Annotated in this window: 17 protein-coding genes and 1 other annotated feature; of the genes, 2 read left to right on the forward strand and 15 right to left on the reverse strand. The window is 45.7% G+C overall.

All coding sequences use genetic code 11. From position 1 onward, the window contains the following. The first annotated feature begins 523 nt into the window (after positions 1 to 523). The gene (locus MKY92_RS20635; protein ID WP_339297462.1) at positions 524 to 3,199 is read left to right on the forward strand and encodes a YhgE/Pip domain-containing protein; all 2,676 of its coding nucleotides are present in this window, start codon (positions 524 to 526) and stop codon (positions 3,197 to 3,199) included. A gap of 91 nt (positions 3,200 to 3,290) precedes the next feature. Here the strand turns inward: MKY92_RS20635 and MKY92_RS20640 are convergent, their stop codons facing one another. The 8 genes from MKY92_RS20640 to lspA form a co-directional block, all read right to left on the reverse strand. Beyond that, on the reverse strand, positions 3,291 to 4,595 hold the full coding sequence (locus MKY92_RS20640) for a DUF6080 domain-containing protein (RefSeq protein WP_339297463.1): 1,305 nt from the start codon (positions 4,593 to 4,595) through the stop codon (positions 3,291 to 3,293). 31 nt (positions 4,596 to 4,626) lie between these two features. Then, positions 4,627 to 4,929 (reverse strand): EamA family transporter, encoded by a 303-nt coding sequence (locus tag MKY92_RS20645; RefSeq protein ID WP_339297464.1) that lies wholly within the window; start codon positions 4,927 to 4,929, stop codon positions 4,627 to 4,629. Positions 4,930 to 4,933: 4 nt separating this feature from the next. Further along, positions 4,934 to 5,263, reverse strand: coding sequence for an EamA family transporter (locus tag MKY92_RS20650; protein ID WP_339297465.1), 330 nt, complete (start codon positions 5,261 to 5,263; stop codon positions 4,934 to 4,936). Next, positions 5,251 to 5,883: an HAD family hydrolase gene (locus MKY92_RS20655; RefSeq protein WP_339297466.1), complete on the reverse strand. Its 633-nt coding sequence runs from the start codon at positions 5,881 to 5,883 to the stop codon at positions 5,251 to 5,253. Before MKY92_RS20655 ends, MKY92_RS20650 begins: the two co-directional genes overlap by 13 nt. Before the next feature lie 18 nt (positions 5,884 to 5,901). Continuing rightward, a complete protein-coding gene (locus MKY92_RS20660) occupies positions 5,902 to 6,792 on the reverse strand; it encodes a decaprenyl-phosphate phosphoribosyltransferase (RefSeq protein WP_339301862.1) in 891 nt (296 codons plus the stop codon). A gap of 202 nt (positions 6,793 to 6,994) precedes the next feature. Continuing rightward, the gene (locus tag MKY92_RS20665; RefSeq protein ID WP_339297467.1) at positions 6,995 to 8,248 is read right to left on the reverse strand and encodes an LL-diaminopimelate aminotransferase; all 1,254 of its coding nucleotides are present in this window, start codon (positions 8,246 to 8,248) and stop codon (positions 6,995 to 6,997) included. Positions 8,249 to 8,358: 110 nt separating this feature from the next. Next, positions 8,359 to 9,330, reverse strand: a complete 972-nt coding sequence (locus MKY92_RS20670; RefSeq protein ID WP_076211516.1) for an RluA family pseudouridine synthase — start codon at positions 9,328 to 9,330, stop codon at positions 8,359 to 8,361. Then, on the reverse strand, positions 9,314 to 9,808 hold the full coding sequence (gene lspA, locus MKY92_RS20675; RefSeq protein ID WP_091028497.1) for a signal peptidase II: 495 nt from the start codon (positions 9,806 to 9,808) through the stop codon (positions 9,314 to 9,316). Before lspA ends, MKY92_RS20670 begins: the two co-directional genes overlap by 17 nt. A gap of 223 nt (positions 9,809 to 10,031) precedes the next feature. On the opposite strand from lspA, the gene MKY92_RS20680 reads away from it, so the two are divergent. After that, complete coding sequence (locus MKY92_RS20680; protein WP_076211518.1) at positions 10,032 to 10,769, forward strand: TraR/DksA C4-type zinc finger protein; 738 nt, start codon at positions 10,032 to 10,034, stop codon at positions 10,767 to 10,769. 31 nt (positions 10,770 to 10,800) lie between these two features. On the opposite strand, the gene MKY92_RS20685 is transcribed toward MKY92_RS20680, so the two are convergent. The 7 genes from MKY92_RS20685 to MKY92_RS20715 form a co-directional block, all read right to left on the reverse strand. After that, positions 10,801 to 11,160 (reverse strand): DUF5665 domain-containing protein, encoded by a 360-nt coding sequence (locus MKY92_RS20685; protein ID WP_221822047.1) that lies wholly within the window; start codon positions 11,158 to 11,160, stop codon positions 10,801 to 10,803. Positions 11,161 to 11,325: 165 nt separating this feature from the next. Further along, a complete protein-coding gene (gene ileS / locus MKY92_RS20690; protein ID WP_339297468.1) occupies positions 11,326 to 14,424 on the reverse strand; it encodes an isoleucine--tRNA ligase in 3,099 nt (1,032 codons plus the stop codon). 341 nt (positions 14,425 to 14,765) lie between these two features. Further along, positions 14,766 to 15,058, reverse strand: a binding site (T-box leader). Positions 15,059 to 15,115: 57 nt separating this feature from the next. Next, positions 15,116 to 15,625 (reverse strand): DivIVA domain-containing protein, encoded by a 510-nt coding sequence (locus MKY92_RS20695; RefSeq protein WP_017687316.1) that lies wholly within the window; start codon positions 15,623 to 15,625, stop codon positions 15,116 to 15,118. Positions 15,626 to 15,865: 240 nt separating this feature from the next. After that, positions 15,866 to 16,648 (reverse strand): YlmH/Sll1252 family protein, encoded by a 783-nt coding sequence (locus MKY92_RS20700; protein WP_339297469.1) that lies wholly within the window; start codon positions 16,646 to 16,648, stop codon positions 15,866 to 15,868. Positions 16,649 to 16,847: 199 nt separating this feature from the next. Beyond that, a complete protein-coding gene (locus tag MKY92_RS20705; RefSeq protein ID WP_036674839.1) occupies positions 16,848 to 17,117 on the reverse strand; it encodes a YggT family protein in 270 nt (89 codons plus the stop codon). 7 nt (positions 17,118 to 17,124) lie between these two features. Next, positions 17,125 to 17,592: a cell division protein SepF gene (locus tag MKY92_RS20710; protein WP_211080775.1), complete on the reverse strand. Its 468-nt coding sequence runs from the start codon at positions 17,590 to 17,592 to the stop codon at positions 17,125 to 17,127. Further along, the gene (locus MKY92_RS20715; RefSeq protein ID WP_339297470.1) at positions 17,583 to 18,284 is read right to left on the reverse strand and encodes a YggS family pyridoxal phosphate-dependent enzyme; all 702 of its coding nucleotides are present in this window, start codon (positions 18,282 to 18,284) and stop codon (positions 17,583 to 17,585) included. Before MKY92_RS20715 ends, MKY92_RS20710 begins: the two co-directional genes overlap by 10 nt. Between the last annotated feature and the right edge of the window lie 5 nt (positions 18,285 to 18,289).

Here is an 18,289-nt window from a genome sequence, read left to right on the forward strand (position 1 = left end):
TTGCCAGTCTCACGGGACTGATTTAAAGGTGCTATTCATGTCGTTCATATTGCAGGACCTCACAGGGTTCTGTAATCAATATGTCCGTTTGTCTTCATGAATTATGACAGAAAGACAACCCCCTGTCAACACCTCACCATCGCAGGTGAAAACCCTCTGCTACGTTCTTCTTAGAATCAGCAGTTAGGCTGAAAAACATCCATGCACAATACATCTCATTGGTTATTCATAATTATACAACATTTCTGCATATTTATCCATAGGCAAATGAGAAATTTGATATAACCAAAATAAACCTCTGACTATACTCAAGTAGAGACAAAACACTTCTTTTTAGAACAAACGGTGAGTTTCATTTAAATAATATATGAAGACTCCGAATTACTACCGAGTGAAATGGGTACAGTTTATAAACATGAACCCATTCATAGATGCTGCAATAATGCCGATATACATAAGATTCACAAATATGCGACATAGAAATAAGATACGCCCTACATTTATGTACATTTAGGAGGAAGTCATGCGTCACATTTGGCACGTTTACAAAACAGACTGGTTGCATATTCTGAAGGTCCCCACAGGTATATTTCTAATTGTGGCTATTATTCTACTACCTGGGCTGTATGACTGGGTCAATGTGAAATCCGTCTGGGACCCATACAGTAACACTCAAGGGATCAAAATTGCAGTGACAACCGAGGACGAGGGTGCGACTGTTGAAGGAACCAATGTTAATATCGGAGACGAACTGGTAACCAGCCTCAAACACAACGAAAAGCTGGGCTGGACTTTTGTAGATCGGGCTGAGTCTAGTCGCGGGGTACAAACAGGAGAATATTATGCAAGCCTGCTCATTCCCGGAGACTTTTCGTCTAAAATTACAGGTATCGTTGACGGAAAGCTGGAACGCCCAGAGGTAATCTATACCGTTAATGAGAAAGTGAATGCCATTGCTCCTAAAATCACAGGCTCCGGTGTATCTGCCATAACAACACAAATCAATGAAAGTTTCACTGAAGCCGTCAGTGAGGCCGTTCTAACCAAGTTGAAGGAAGCCGGGGTTGAAATTAACACCCAGCTTCCAACTTTGCGCAAGATGGAGAATGGCATTTTTACACTGGAGAAAAATCTTCCGGCTATTCAAGCCGCAGGTCAAAAGGTTCTGGAAGTAGAAAAAGCCATGCCCGAGATTGTAAAAGATGCTCAAAAGATCGTTGAGATCGAGAAAAAACTGCCTGAAATCAATGAAGCAGCACAGTATGTGCTCAAGGTGCAGAAGTATTGGCCACAAATTAATGATGCGGCTTCCGAAGTGCTGGCTATTCAAGGACGGATACCGGATATACAAAAAGCGGTAGAACGCATTCAAGAAGTGGATGAAAACTTTGGCCAGGTATCAGATGTCATCCAAACGGCGTTGGATAAAACCAACAAAGCTCTGTCTATCGTAACGGCAGCAGAGCAAGATCTGGACAAAGTATCACAAATCGCTGGCAACGGGATTGAGCTTGCAAAAGGATTAAATCAGTTCGTGGATTCCAGTGAAGAAGCGTTTCAGGCGATTGGCCCGGTGATCCGCCAAAATCTGCTGCTGGTGCAGCAGATTACTAACGCTGCAGGAGACGTATTTGCACAATTACAACATTCGGATCTTAGTAACCTTCCTACAGCAGAAGATATCGACCGGATTGCTTCGCGTTTAGGGATTGCGGTAAAACTCGTGGACAGTATGGCAGAACTATTGGGCAACATCAATAAATTGCTTCCAAGCCAACCACTTGCCGATAAAATTACACAACTGAACTCCATTTCTGATAAACTTCAGTTGCAAATCCGCTTGGCTGGCATCATCAGTGATGCCATGCGTCGTAATACAACTCCACCGACAGACGTCATCGCTCAGTTAAATACACTCTCGAAGGACATCAGCAGCGGGATTAGCAATATCTTAAACACCTATGAAAGTGAAATATCGCCTGCACTTGCAGCTGGTGCGGATAAGCTCAGGTCTACCCTCTCCACTTCAGCAGAAACTTTACAAGGAGCAAAAGATCGTATTCCGGATATTGCGGACATTCTTGCATCAGCCAAAGAAGGGATTACGTTTGGGCAGACCGAGTTGACAAAAATTCAGAGCGAACTGCCTCAAATACAATCTAAGATCCATGAGATATCAGAGACACTCGCGAACAAAAGTGAAGGTTTTATCCAAGCTCTGAACACCGTGTCTTCATTAATTCGAAACGATCTGCCCAAGCTGGGAATCAAACTGAACGAAGCCGCTGATTTTGTTCGCAATGATCTGCCTAATGCCGAGAAACAGATAGGCAAGGCATCCGATTTTGTCCAGAACCAGCTTCCTGAGGTCGAAAAAGGAGTACATCGTGTTGCCGCGCTTGTACGTGATGATCTGCCAGCATTGGAAAGTGCCATCAGCAAGGCTGCGGACAAGCTCAGGGAAGTCGAAGGCAATAACCAGTTTGCTGAGCTCGCCAAACTTTTGCGTGGTGATATCGAAGAAGAAAGTGCTTTTCTTGCAAGTCCGGTGCAAATCAAGGAACAACAGCTTTACCCGATTCCGAATTATGGATCGGCCATGTCACCATTTTATGGCGTGCTGTCTCTGTGGGTTGGCTCAACACTGTTGATTTCTCTGCTTCGTGCCGAAGCTGAGAATCCTGGGGGTAAGTTCCGGGGATATGAGTTGTATCTTGGACGTCTCGCTACTTTTCTGACCATTGGGTTACTTCAGGCGGTATGTGTCACCTTGGGTGATATCTTAATCCTGGGTACCTATGTTGCAGATAAACTGTGGTTTGTCCTGTTTGCCATGTTAGTGAGTGCCGTATTTGTCACCATAACGTACACCCTGCTGTCCGTTTTTGGGAATATCGGAAAAGGGATCGCCATTATCTTCATGGTGTTCCAGTTCTCCAGCTCCGGCGGTACGTTCCCAATCAGCATGACATCACCCTTTTTCCAGGCATTAAATCCGTTCATGCCCTTCACGTATGCCATCAGTCTGCTGCGTGAGTCGGTCGGCGGCATATTGTGGTCTACTGCCATCAAGGATATTCTGTGGTTGTGTATGTTCATCGCGCTGAGTCTCATCGTTGCACTTGCTTTGAAACGCCCACTCAGCAGTCTCACCAAACGTTCAGCCGAGAATGCCAAAAAGACCAAAATTATTGCTTAACTCATGTGCTGGATACTAAAATAGATAAGGCCATTGGACTTTCCATCCAATGGCCTTATCTTATTTTCTTATATGAATCGATACATTTTGATTATTTCACTGAGCGTTCCTGTTCCAATTGATCATAGGATTGTTTGATTGTTGTTAATGTTTCTACATTGCGATAGATATTGTTACTTGCCGTAACGATAACACATAACATGATCAAGCCTATAACCACTTTTTTCCCCAATCCCGGACGAAGGCTGATGACGAAACCTCCACCCAATAGGAAAAACGCAAACAGATAATGCCCCGCATACAGGTACATATCATATTGAAATACAGCCAGGCCAAAGCCCACGACGACATGAAGCAAAAAGGCAAACAGAATATATGGCACAAGGGTCCATACTTCACGTTCACGAATGCCCTTAATGAAGCCCATGAATGCCAGTAGTAAAATAAAGATACCTGTCATCTGCACATAGATTGGATTGGAAAGGGATAGGTCCGTAACAAAAGCTGCCATTCCCGGGTCCAGTAAATGCATCTTCGGTGTCAGCATCGGATTAATGGTTAACATGTTCAATGCTTTCCAATGAACAGCGAACTGGAATGGTGTTGCATAGCTTGTTCCACCATTTTGAATGCCCAACAGCCAGTTACTTACCCAACTGCGACCTCCAAAGGCAACATACTGAATGCCTGTTAATACGACGATGATCAGAACCGCCAATGCCATGATACCGATGTATTTTTTCAAATTCGCCTTATTGCGCCATGCATGCATATTGAAGAATGTGGCAGCAGCAAATGGTACGATATTGGTCGAGGTTAGTCCAAAGTTAATCGATGCAAGCAATGCATTAGATACATAACGTACGTCCTGACGCTCACGAGTATACTGCATGTAAACCACCGACAGCAGAATAACGAACTGTACATAAGGGTACGAATCCGGGATCAATGCAGTAAACATTAAGTAGGAACTGAAACCAAACAGTAAGGCAAAAAGTAGCGGTACGATGGTCGGTTTATCTTCTTTTTGACTCAGGAACAGATACGCCAGCACCACCGAACCCGCATTCACCAGGGATTGCAGGATTAGAAAGAACCAGTTGCCTCCCAGAAGTTTCGCTACAGCCGCAAGGGTGACTGCGAGAAAGGAGATCAGCGGATGGATCACGGAAGAACTGTTGTCCCCATAATACATCGAAGGATCAAAGTTGAATAAATTGATTGGGAACAGCGTCGTATTAAATGGGCTATACGCCCCCAGCATTTCTGCATTATTTTCAATATACAGAACATACGAGCCGTTCATTAAACCATAGAACAGAGCAAATCCAGCAAACAGGTAGAAGGCTGTCCAGTTGGCTCTGCGATTATAAAATAAGTAATCTAAAAAGTTCATGCTTTCATTTCACATCCTGATTAATTAAGTTCTAAAATACCAGTAACAGTAGGCCACCCATAATACATGCCACACCGATCCAGCGTAAAGGACCCACTGTCTCTTTAAATACCAACCGCGCTATAATGAGAGTCCAGACATATGTTAATGCGTTGGCAGGCAGTACGACGGTTAATGGAAGAAACTTCAACAACACAATATTCAGCAACGCACCCGTTCCGTAGAATCCAAGTCCCATGAGTACATACAGACGATTGCGACTGGATGCATAAGCTTTCAGTCCAGCCCCGCCCAGTGCACCACACAACGTCATGACAATTAATACGGCAACCATCCAGCTATCGATCAACACTGGTTAATGTCACCCCGATTCCAAGCAACACAACTGCTGCCAGCTTCTGCATCGTAATTTCTTCCCCAAGCAAAAAATACCCATAGATTAAGGCAAATACATAGCTGGCGCACATCAGAGGATAAGCAACTGAGAGTTTTTCCAGAGCAAAAGCTTTAATCATCAAAATCGCTCCAAGTCCATAACACAGAAAACCAACACCCAGGTAGATCCACTCGGTTAGTCCCCATTTCCAGAACAATTGACCCGTTGCTGTCAGAAAAGCCGAGACGAGCATCAACCATTTACCTGCATGACGCGATTTTATTTCCCCCACGTTAATGCCTCCATGTCCGGAACACGCTTGTTAATAAAGTATCGCTGACTCACAAGTTGCATGACTGGAAGGTCGGATAAGGAGTCCGAGTAGGAACATGACTGGTCATAATCAATTACCATGTTCTTCTCACTCAGATAAGCCTGAATTCGGCGCACCTTCTCTTCCCCTTTGCAATTACTGCCTTCAATTCTGCTCGTGTAACCATTCGCATGACGGACAAGTTCAGTCCCAATTACATGATCCACCCAGGGAAAGTTTTTAAAGTATTTCATATAGGCATGCGGAGATGCAGTTACCAGCAAGACATGATAACCTGCTTCTTTGCGATGTTGCATCTCTACACTGGCCTCGGCAAAAATGGACGTACGCAAGCGGGTATCAAAGAAATGTTCGAGATCTTTTTCAGACATACGCTCAATTTCTTGAAAGTAGGATCGTTTGACTTGTTCAACCGTCATGAAGCCTGCCTTGAATAACACGGTATGTAATGCGATGACAGGTAATCTCCATACCTGCCATGGGTAACGGCGAACACCGTAATGCACAAATCGAAACATGGAATCACTGCGTATGATCGTTTTATCAATATCAAAAATGGCGACTTTCGTGCTTTTCACCCTGATCCCCCTCAGTTTTTATTCAAAGATTGCAAAGATTGTAACAACACTTATCACATACAACATAACCGTAATTAATATGGGCTTGTCCTCAAACAGCACACGATCAGGCGAGCCGCCTTGGTTCTTCATATGGATCAGATACAGGTAACGGAACATGCCGTAAATAACCAATGGAATCGTCCACATGAGATGAATGGTTCGATCTGAAGTGAATGTGAACAGGGAATAACTGATAATCGTAGCTGTCGTCACAATTGTATTGAATTGATCCAGTAATGTAATGGAGTAGTTATCCAAAACCTTACGATGTGATCCCGTATTTCCCTCAAGCAACGTGAGTTCATTTCTGCGTTTTCCAATGGCCAAAAACAACGACAACAGCATGGTACAGATCAAAAACCACGGTGTGAATGGCACATGGATCAGCACACCACCTGCAATGGCACGAAGTACAAAGCCGGCTGCAATGGTCATCATATCCAGGATAACGAGATGTTTCAGCACAAATGAATACGATACATTCAACAGGAAATAGACGATACATAACACCCCGAATAGAGGGTTCATCATGAAGGCCGTTCCTACGGAAAGGATTAATAAAATAATGCCAAACAACAAAGCATGACTCGGATTCACCTGCCCAGAAGCCATAGGACGATACTTTTTCACCGGATGCTGTCTATCCCTGTCCCGGTCTACAAAGTCATTTAAAATATACACACAGCCTGCAACAAGGCTAAATAGAATAAAACCAAGCAACGTCGCAAGAATGGTTTCAGTCCGAATCTCCTCAAAAGAGAATAGTAACGCAGCAAATAACAGCAGATTTTTAGTCCACTGTTTGGGTCTTAACAATCTGATTAATCCTGGCACTATACTGCCTGTTCCTGTTGCCGGTGAGGACACCGTACTTGTTCGTGATGATAACAATTGTAATAACTCCCTTCAAAAGCAACTTCTGTATATAACAAATAACGTAAAGATCTAATCATATGTTGCTTGTATAATTTTGTAAAGGGAGTAAATGAAAAAAATCTAATATGGGCATAAAAAAGAGACCGTTTCCGGTCTCTTCGTTAGTAAATGATTTAACTATTGGGTCATGCGATTAAAATTCGAATTGCACGTCGCTCAGACGACGTTTGATCTCAGCAATAACACGTTTCTCTTCCTCTTCACCCTTCGCTTCAAAGGTTACGGAGAAACGAACAAAGTTACCGGCATCATCCCAAGGTACGGATGAGATCAGTTTCTCACGGATCAGGAATTGGGAGAAATCTTCGCCGGATTCGAAGCGACGTCCGCCAACCACACCTTTTGGTGCTTCTACATACAGGAAGAATGAACCTTTAGGTTTTTCAGCCTGGAAGCCCAGTTCGTTCAGTGCGGCAACGAGCATGTCGTGACGACGGGAATATTTCTCTGCAATTTTTTCCGTAATTTCAGGGTGATTCAATCCATATGCAGCAGCCTTTTGAATCGCGATGAACTGACCGGAGTCATTGTTGTCCTTCACGTCACTGAATGCTTTGACTACAAGCGGATTACCCGCTACGAACCCGATTCTCCAACCTGTCATGTTGTAGGACTTGGATAAAGAGTGCAGCTCTACGCCGACATCCTTCGCTCCTGGTACCGACAGGAAGCTGAACGGTTTTTTGCCATCGTATGTCAATGCCGCATAAGGAGCATCGTGGACAACAACTACGTTGTATTTCTTCGCCCACTCCACGACTTCAGTGAAGAACTCCACTGTTGCACTTGCACCTGTTGGGTTGTTCGGATAGTTCAGGTAGAGCAACTTCGCACGTTTTGCGATGTCTTCCGGAATAGCCGTCAGATCAGGCAGGAAGTTGTTCTCTTTCGTCAATTGAATGTTGAACACTTCTCCACCCAGATACTTCGTATGTGTGCCCATAACCGGATAACCTGGAACGGTCATGATCGTCACATCACCCGGATTAATGAAGCATGAAGGCATCATCGCCAAAGCCGGTTTGGAACCAATGGAGTGCACGATTTCGGTATCTGCATCGATACCTTCTACGTTGAATACGTTTTTCAGGTAAGAAGTAGCAGCAGTTTTGAATTCAGGAATACCATTGTCGGCATAACCACGGTTCTCAGGTCTGGAAGCCTCTTCTGCAAGAGCAGCCACAATGCCTGCATCAGCCATTTCGTCCGGTTCACCTACACCAAGGTCAATCAGTTCCACATCGGGAAAATCTTTTTTGGCCGAAGCTTTGGCACGTTTGATTTTCTCGAATTTATAAATGTTCGTGTCTTTACCATAGTTGGAGCCACCGATACGGTCGGCAAAATTAGTCTGAATGTAAGTTTCTTGGTATTTATCGATACTCATAACGTTGTTCATCTCCTCATTTGACGCAAATTTCTACACTTTAATATGAAGCATTTGCGTGATCAAAGCCATGGACAAAGTATCTGAACATTTGTACTTTCTTGGAGCTGTTAACGACTGCGTAGCGAGGCAAGCACGTCTTCCATATCTTGCGGAATAGGAGCTGAAAATTCAAGGTATTCTCCCGTTGTTGGATGCACAAATCCAAGAATGGCCGCATGAAGAGCCTGTCCCTGCATTTTGATCCCTTTATTCCGTCCATAAGTTGGATCTCCTACAAGCGGGTGACCAATAAATTTCATGTGAACCCGAATCTGGTGAGTACGTCCTGTCTCCAGTTTCAATTCCAGCAAGGTGTAATCATTAATCCGCTCAGTAACGGTAAAATGCGTAACGGCATGTTTACTGTTACGTTCTGTGACCGTATACATTTTGCGGTCATTGGTATCCCGTCCAATCGGTGCATCAATGGTCCCTTGATCATGGTTAAGATGACCATGAACAAGCGCAATATACCGTCTGTTCACCGTATGTTCCTTCAACTGGGCAGCCAGTGAGGCATGAGCACGATCGTTCTTGGCAGCCATGATTAGGCCGGATGTATCCTTATCGATACGATGCACAATACCAGGACGCAACTCCCCATTAATACCCGAGAGGTCTTTGCAGTGATGCATAAGTGCATTAACGAGGGTACCCGACGTATGTCCTGGTGCCGGATGCACCACAAGACCACGCTGTTTGTTAATCACGATCAGGTCGCTGTCTTCATATACCACTTCCAGCGGAATATCTTCGGCAATGATCTCTACAGCAGCCGGTTCAGGAATCTGTAGTTCAATCAGATCACCTTCGGATAACTTGGCATTGGCTTTGACAACAGCACCATTTACCGTAACCATCCCGTCTCCGATCCACAATTGAACCTGGGAGCGAGATACGTTATCCACAGCTTCCGTAATATATTTGTCAATTCGTTCTTTTTTATGTTCAGCAGCAACGGTCCATTCCATACGTTCATTGCCATTCATTAGTTCTTCGTCGTTAATCTGTTCCTTATTCGGATTACTCATGATGTTCATTCCCTTCAATCTTCGCGGCTGCTTTTTCGCGCCGTCCTTCAAGCAACGTCTCCACAATGATTAACGCTACACCGATGCAGATTGCCGAATCGGCGATGTTAAAAATGGGAAACGTATAACTTCCAAAGTTAAGTTGTACAAAATCTACAACTTCTCCGGTCAATGCCCGGTCAAGGAAGTTGCCAATTGCTCCACCAAGCACCAAACTAAGCGCCACAGGCAGCAATTTGTGCGGGGTATCTTTTACCTTTTGCAAATACCAAATCAAGGCAACGACCACAATCAACGTAACCACGATAAAGAACCAACGCTGGTCTTGCAGAATGCCAAAAGCTGCTCCTGAGTTACGATGTGATGTGATGACAAAGAAATTGCCGATGACCGGAATTTCTTCTCTGAGTTCCATCCGGGTTGCAATCAGATACTTGGTTCCCTGATCCAATAAAAATACGATAAAAGCGAGGATATAATACACCACGTTTGTTTGTCACTCCGTTCTTGTCATTTCCAAACGATACCAGGCTTACGCCAGACTTGTTTTATTGTAGCACAGCTGTTTGGAAATCGTCCACGACGCGCTATATCAGCAACGCTTATGGCAAAAACGATAACATTTCCCTTCTGTAATCTTGCCCTTAATGGCACATCCTACAATAGAGTCAAAATCCGGATTACAGCATGAAAGCAGAAAGGGGAAAATCATGTCACATTTTACTAACGAACAACTGCAATTTTTACGTTCCCAACTGATGTCTGATAAGCGCGATATTGAACATAGACTTTCGGAAAACGAGCATTACGGCCTTGGAGATTCCCTTAAACTACAGACAGGTGAATTATCACCAATTGATAACCATCCTGGCGACATAGCTACAGAGGTGTATGAACGCGAGAAAGATATTTCCCTGCTGGAACATGATGAATTCCAATTGGAACGTATCGATTCTGCACTGCACTCCATCGAAGAAGGACATTACGGTACATGTGCGGTCTGCCAGCAACCCATCCCTTATGAACGCATGGAAGCTGTTCCCTACACCAAATACTGCAAAAAACATCAACCGGAAACCGTTGTCTCCGAAAACCGTCCTGTAGAGGAAGAATTCCTTGCCCCGGCATTTGGTCGAACCAGTCTGGACGAACGTGATGACCAAAATGGCTTCGATGGCGAGGATGCCTGGCAGATCGTTGAGAGCTGGGGCACATCGAACTCACCAGCCATGGCTGAAGGACGTGATATCGACAGCTATGATGTTATGGCGATTGAAGCAACCGATGAAGTGGAAGGCTGCGTTGAAGCGTACGAAAGCTTTGTTGCAACAGACATCTATGGTCATGACGTCTCCATCGTGCGCAATCGGCAATATCGCCAGTACCTGGAGAACCGTGAAGGCGAGGGTCTGTTAGAACCGGATATGGAGACGGATGACATGTACTAAATGCACTTTGATATCCTTCACCTTTAATCGCTTAATAGGTGTTCATATCAAGCTGACGCTGGACAATGCGCACAATATCAGCGATGTAGTCTCCAACAATGGGAAGATTGAGCGCCCCAAGTAGCTGCAAAACGTAAATGATCGTTGCTGCGAAAAAGGTGAAACCAATCGCGATCCCCACACCTCGTGCGGCTCCTGACAACAGGTTAAGTCCAATCAATTTCCATGGCCTATTCAGCAATTCTGTGTATTGCGCAATTCGTGAACGTTCCAGTTCATTCGCCAGACGGTTCGTCAGGGTATGTAACTCTTCAATTTTGTCATGGGAATTCAGATTATCTGATGTTGATTGTTGTGAAGTGGATGATGTTTGCTTGTCATGTTCGCTCATGTTTTGGTCAGTTCCTTTGATCAATATAGATTGACTGCACTATAGAATCATTGCCTTTTTGCCTAAAAAACAAACGAGCCCAGAACCAGGGAATATGTCCCTGCCTCTGCGGCTCGTTTGTTTATGCTCTATATTCTGTCTTAATTGGATGGGACATGCTCCGAATTACGCTTCGATGTAAATACCGATCGATTTACCTCCGGCTTCAACACGTTCCATGGACTCATTCGAGCCAAATGTAACTTCGGTTACGAGAACATTTTCACGCAACACATCATCAAACGCCTGAATAGCTTCCTGAAGGGATGCATCCACATCCAGCGTCAAACGTACTCTTTTCTCAATCGGCAAGTCCAGTCGTTTCCGGGTATCCTGCACAGCCCGAACTACTTCACGGACCCAGCCTTCCTGTTCCAATGCTGGCGTGATTTCGGTATTGAGTGCAACCGTCAGACCGTAACCTGATGCTGAAGCAAAACCTGATTTGGCCTGTTTATCAACCAATAATTCTTCGTTCGTCACTTGCAGCTCCTCGCCTTCCGGAGAAACGATATTCAGCACACCCTCCGAAACCACTTTACGTGTCTCATCGGCAGACATTCCCTTGAAGAAGTTTTGCAGGAATCCTACGTTTTTACCGTATTTCTTACCTGCAACTTTCAGGTTCAGCTTCAATGTAAAGTCAACGAATTCCGCATCATTATGCTCCGTACGGATTCCTTTTACATTGATCTCTTCCTTGATGATTTCTTCATAACTTGCCAGGTCAAACCCTTTATCAAGAGAAACGATCAATTCGGACAGTGGCTGACGTGTCTTGATGCCTGTTTCGTTACGAACGTTACGGGCAAGTTCAACCACGCGGCGAGCCGTCTCCATATCCTGTTCCAGTCCTGCATCAATCAACGCTTCATTGGCTACAGGATAGTCTTCCATGTGTACACTCTCACCTGTTGCAAGGTTCAGATAGATGTCTTCTGCCAGCATCGGTGTGAACGGAGCAACCAACTTCGCAGTAGTCACCAGTACCTCAGTCAATGTGCGGTAAGCGTCCAGTTTATCCTCTGTGAGGCCACTTCCCCAGAAACGGTCACGGGAACGACGGATATACCAGTTACTCAGTTCATCAACAAAAGCTTCAATCGCTTTGGAAGAGTTCAGATAGTCGTTAACCAGCAACGCTTTTTCTACAACCAGGATCAGGCTGTTCAGTCTCGACAGAATCCAGCGATCCAGCTTGTGTGCGGACAGTTGGAACGGGTGCTCCTGTGGATCAAATCCATCAATGGTAGCATAAAGCGTCAGGAATGCATGGGTGTTGACCAGCGTATCCACCATTTTGGATTTTGCTTCCCCTACGATACCTTTGGAGAAACGTTTGCTGTTCCACGGTGCACTGTCAGACAATAAAGCCCAGCGGAATGCATCTGTACCGTATTCTTCAATTACTTCCCAAGGATCGATAACGTTACCTTTGGATTTGGACATCTTCTGTCCGTTCTCGTCAAGAACGTGTCCTGTAGCCATAACCGCTTTGTAAGGCGCTTTGCCTGTCAAAAGGGTAGAAACCGCCAACAAGCTGTAGAACCAGCCACGTGTCTGGTCAATCCCTTCACAGATCATATCCGCAGGATACTGCTGTTCAAATACTTCTTTATTTTCAAATGGATAGTGTTGCTGGGCAAACGGCATGGAGCCGCTGTCGAACCAGACATCGATCACTTCCGGTGTACGTTTCATTTCATATTTGCCACAAGAGCTCATGACTTTAACGACATCCACATATGGTTTATGCAATTCAAGATTCTCAGGCACATCACCTACTGCACGAGCACGCAATTCTGCAATGCTGTGTGGAGCAAATTGTTCGCCAGTCTCCTCACATACCCAGATATTCAGCGGAGTTCCCCAATAGCGATCACGGCTGATGTTCCAATCCACCAGATCCTCAAGGAATTTCCCGAAGCGACCTTCACGAACGTGACCCGGGTACCAATCCACTTCACTGTTGTTGGCAATCAATTGGTCCTTGATGGCTGTTGTTTGGATAAACCAGCTGTCCATTGCATAGTACAGAAGCGGTGTATCACAACGCCAGCAGAACGGATAGCTGTGCTCATATTTTTCTTTGCTGAACAAACGTCCATGCTCAGACAGATATCGCACGATATCAATATCACAATCCTTCACGAAACGTCCGGCAAAGTCAGTCACTTCAGCGACAAATTTACCTTCCAAGTCCACCATGTTCACAAAGCTGATGCCATTCTCACGGCATACACGGTAGTCATCTTCACCATGGGCAGGAGCCATGTGTACGATACCCGTACCACTTGCATCCGTTACAAAGCCTGCACCCAGAATGATGTTGGCTTTCTCAGCCTGTACGTAGTTGAACGGAGGATCATACGTTTTGCCAACCAGATCGGCACCTTTCAGTGCACCGATGATCTCATACTCACCCTTGGTATCTTTCATCACTTTTTCAACCAGATTGGTTGCCATGATGTACACTTCATCACCTTGACGAACACGGGAGTAGTCCATATCCGGATTCACGGCAAGTGCAACGTGTGAAGGCAGTGTCCAAGGTGTTGTCGTCCAAGCCAGTACAAATTCTCCGCTGTCATTCAGTTTGAATTTCGCTGTAGCGCTCAAGTCTTTGACGTCTTTGTACCCTTGTGCAACTTCATGGGAACTCAGTGTTGTCTGACAAGAAGGACAATACGGGCTCACACGGTGACCACGATACAACAGACCTTTCTCATGAATTGTCGCCAGGATGTTCCATACACTCTCGATGTAGTTGTTATCAAGGGTGATATATGGGTTATCCATATCCGTCCAATATCCGATACCTTCTGTCAGATCACGCCATTGTTGCTCGTACTCGAATACGCTCGCTTTACATTCGTTAATGAATTTTTCCACGCCGTAATCTTCGATTTCCCACTTGTGGGAGATACCAAGCTTCTTCTGTACACCCAGCTCTACAGGCAGACCATGTGTATCCCAGCCTGCTTTACGAACAATACGGTAACCCTTCATCGTGTTATACCGTCCAACAAAATCCTTGATTACGCGTCCCAGTACGTGACCGATATGCGGTTTACCGTTCGCTGTAGGCGGCCCTTCATAAAATACAAAGTTTGGCTTGCCCTCACGGTTTTCGATGGATCTTTTGAATGTGTTCTCCGTTTTCCATTTATCTAACACGCGTAATTCTCTGGCACGTGCCTTCTCTTTGACGTCAACTCGTTGCATGATGATTATCTTCCCTTTCTTTGGTTGGATTGTGGACCGTTCACAAAAAACGTTTCAATCCCCCTAAATCCCCCTTGCCAAGGGGGACCCCATAGGCGCTCCGCCCTCTGGACACCCGGGATGGGTTGTCGGTGGGAGATCGGTGGCGCTTATGGGCGAGGGGTGGATGTGCGTAGTGGCGGCCATTTTGCGGCTGTTCCCTGCGTGAACGCCGCATGGCCTTACCGCGAGGCGGGTGTTGCCGGGTGCTTCGCTCTCCCGGCGGGTGGCTCTCTCCTTGAGGTCCCTTCGGGCCTCATAGACGTTCGCCCTTTTTTGAACACAAAAAAGCCCCATCCCTGGAAAGGGACGAGACTATACTCGCGTTACCACCCTAATTCTGTTCATCACAAACCACATCCAGGCAAGCCTGGGTATGCTCTGTCATCAACAGCGCTTATGCCCCGCTAAACTACTGCAGGGTGCCGTTATAACGTACGGCTTACGGTTCGGCTTACACACGGCAATCATAATCACCGCTTCAGCGTCACTTCTCCGGGGAGATATTCGGCTATAACTCATCCATTGGTTTGCACCAACCACCAACTCTCTGAGGGATGAGATCATAACGTACTGAACCCGTCATGGAATCACTATTCATTATGAATATAGTTATAGCCTCTTTGCAGACAAAAGTCAACCAGGCGACAGACTAATAAATTTCTTTCATCTCCCGCTCACGGTCACGCACTTCCTGCTCCCGGCTCTCCAGCACTTCCCAACCATCCTGAGTCAACAGTTCAAGCTGCGCTTCAACAAGCGTGCGGAAACGGGCACGATAAATCGAGGCCTGCTTTTTCAGTTCTTCCACTTCCAAAGCAATTTTGCGCGATTTGCCCAACGATTCGTTCACGATCCGGTCTGCATTTTTCTCTGCTTCCTTCACGATCAACTGCGCTTCTTTCTTCGCATTACCCTTCACATCATCAGCAGCTTCCTGCGCAATGATGATCGTTTTGCTAAGCGTCTCTTCAATTGTAGAAAAATGATCCAGTTTCTCCTGAACGGACAGCAACTGATTACTCAGCTCTTTGTTCTCGCGAATGACGCCTTCGTAATCTTTGATGACTTGATCCAGGAATTCATTGACTTCATCCTCGTCATACCCGCGCAAACGTCGGGAAAATTCCTTGTTGTGTATGTCCAGCGGCGTTAATGGCATGCTGTCCACCTCCTGTTAAAGTTCCTTCCCGTCCAGAGAAGGTTTGCAGCATATGGGTACCACCCAAGGGGCCGTATCGTTGATGCCTAACCTTGGCAACGTATACGGAATGCAGGATCAGAATTGCATCCTCCAACGTTCATGTAAAGCTTTGACTTAATGTTTATCGGATACACCGCGTATTTTCTACACCTTTATGATAAACATTTCGACAAGAAAGCGGATTTTCCTGCAACAGACTCAGGCAAATTTGCCGATTTTCACTCGGCAACGCCCTTTTTTGGTCATCCCATCCTGTTCCATAACCTTGAAACGGCCAAATCCCTGAATGGATACGACATCACCCGCTTTTAGCGATTTGGAGGGATCTTCCTCAACCTTCCAGTTCACACGGCAGCGACCAGCTTTGATCGGCACCAGCACTTTACTGCGACTAAGCCGATACACATCTGCGCAGATTCCATCCAAACGAAGAGAAGCGACCGTAATGTCCATCGTCTCCAGTTTACTCTCTGACCACCGCATCTGATCCAAAGGAAGTAACCCTGTGAACACATGTAACCGATGCACCTGATTCAGTTGAAGCGATAAAAAAGCGCCGGTTTCCGCCGCCACCACTGTATGGCAACCGTCCTCCAGCACTTGGATATCCCCGATCTTTCCACGTTTCATCCCAAGCCCGAGCAGGGAACCCATATAGTCCCCATGCTCCAGCACCGAGATTTTCTGATCATCAGACGTAATACTGAGCACCTGCATACCCATATCCTCATCATCCAGATACATATAATCAGGTGCAACCAGCGCACGCTTGCGTTCAGCAGCCTCGTAACCACCATCCAGACGAATCTGAACGTCGTTACGGCGATTGGCAAGAGTCTGTAATATAAAAACCTGTCTTGGATCAAGGAAGTCAGTTAGCTTCATGTCATGATACTTACCTGCCCGCTCAACCCAATCCGAAGCTTTATCTACAAAATCCCGCTCATCATGGCTAAAATGTTCGTAAATTTCACCGCTCATCTATGTCACCCTACCCTAATAGTCCGTGTTCAAAAAGACCGGTTTTCAGTACCGAGAAGATGGGATAAAGCTAGAAATGGAGTAGCGGAGCGTAGAAAAAACTACGTGAGCAACGGACATTTCGGCTGAATTCCATATTCGATGCTGACGATGCCACTAGGCATCCTTCGTAATCAAAAGCGGACTTTTTGAACAACCTCTAATATGCAAAATACCGGAGTATGGAGATTAGCCCATTAAGCGCAAGTTGCAGAACGATCAGCGCCACAATCGGGGAAATATCCAGCACACCGAACAAAGGCGGTATAAATCGGCGAAACGGTCTTAGATATGGTTCCACTAATTTGCCCAGCCATTCACCGATGAAGCTTTCCCGCGCATTGGGAAGCCAAGACATCAATATGTAGACAATGACCATGTAAAAGTAAATCTGGTATAACGTGTACAACACGCTTTCAATCTGATACAAAAGTGGCTCACCTCATTCTGTTATAATCTTGCTCGCTGTCAGCCAGTATTTCCGTAATTGATCCCTGAATTTCAACCGTATCTGGCGTACAGAGAAAAATGTTTCCGCCGATTTTGGAAATACCGCCACCCAATGCATATACCGTGCCACTCAGAAAATCAATAACGCGCAGCGCTTGGTCCTGGCGAATTCGTTGCAAGTTCACCACAACGGTACGATGCGAACGCAGATGGTCGGCAATTTCCTGAGCCTCGTCATAAGAACGCGGTTCATACAGGACAACTTTAACATTTTTCTGGGAATGAATGCTCACCACATTATTCCCCCTTTGGTTTCTACGTTTATCGAGACTGGAGGTTTCAGCTTCCTGATGTTCAGCATCATTTTCCTCTTGCGCAGCCATTCGTTCACGTTCCACAATCTCTTCCTCTTCCTGAAGTCCGAGGAAATTCATAAATTTATTCATTACGCCCATCGTGAACCCTCCTCTTTTCCTACGAGAATCGATCCTAGCCGTACCCAGGTTGCACCTTCTTCAATGGCCACTTCAAAATCATTGGACATCCCCATCGACAGCTCACTCAATGGCTCTGCTGTCAGGGCTTGTCCATTCAATTGATCCCTCAGCTCACGCAATCCACGAAATACGGGACGCGTCAGCTCCGGATCTTCCTCATGAGGTGCCATGGTCATCAGGCCGACGACCTTGAGATTGTTGAACGAACGAATATCACGCAAAAAAGAACTTGCCTGTTCAGGCTGTAATCCATACTTGCTCTCTTCACCCGAAATATTCACCTGCAAAAACGTTTCCACTTGGATGCCAAGTGAAGCTGCTTTTTTATCCAACTCCTTCGCCAATGACAAACGATCCAGTGAATGTATGTAACGAAACTTGCCAATCACGTCTTTCACCTTGTTTGTCTGCAAATGACCGATAAAATGCCAGGTACCTCGCTGACCAAAAGCTTCCCATTTGGCCTGTGCATCCTGCCACCGGTTTTCTCCAATATGCTCAAGACCATGATTCAGCACCGATCCCGTTGTTTCAAGTGAGACATATTTCGTGACCGCAATCACATTCACATCATCACGATGACGGTTACTGCGCCGACATGCATCCTCGATCTTCTGATTTACCTGTTGTATACGCTCCTCCAATGACACAGAGG

Source organism: Paenibacillus sp. FSL R5-0623 (assembly GCF_037974265.1).
Classification (GTDB): domain Bacteria; phylum Bacillota; class Bacilli; order Paenibacillales; family Paenibacillaceae; genus Paenibacillus.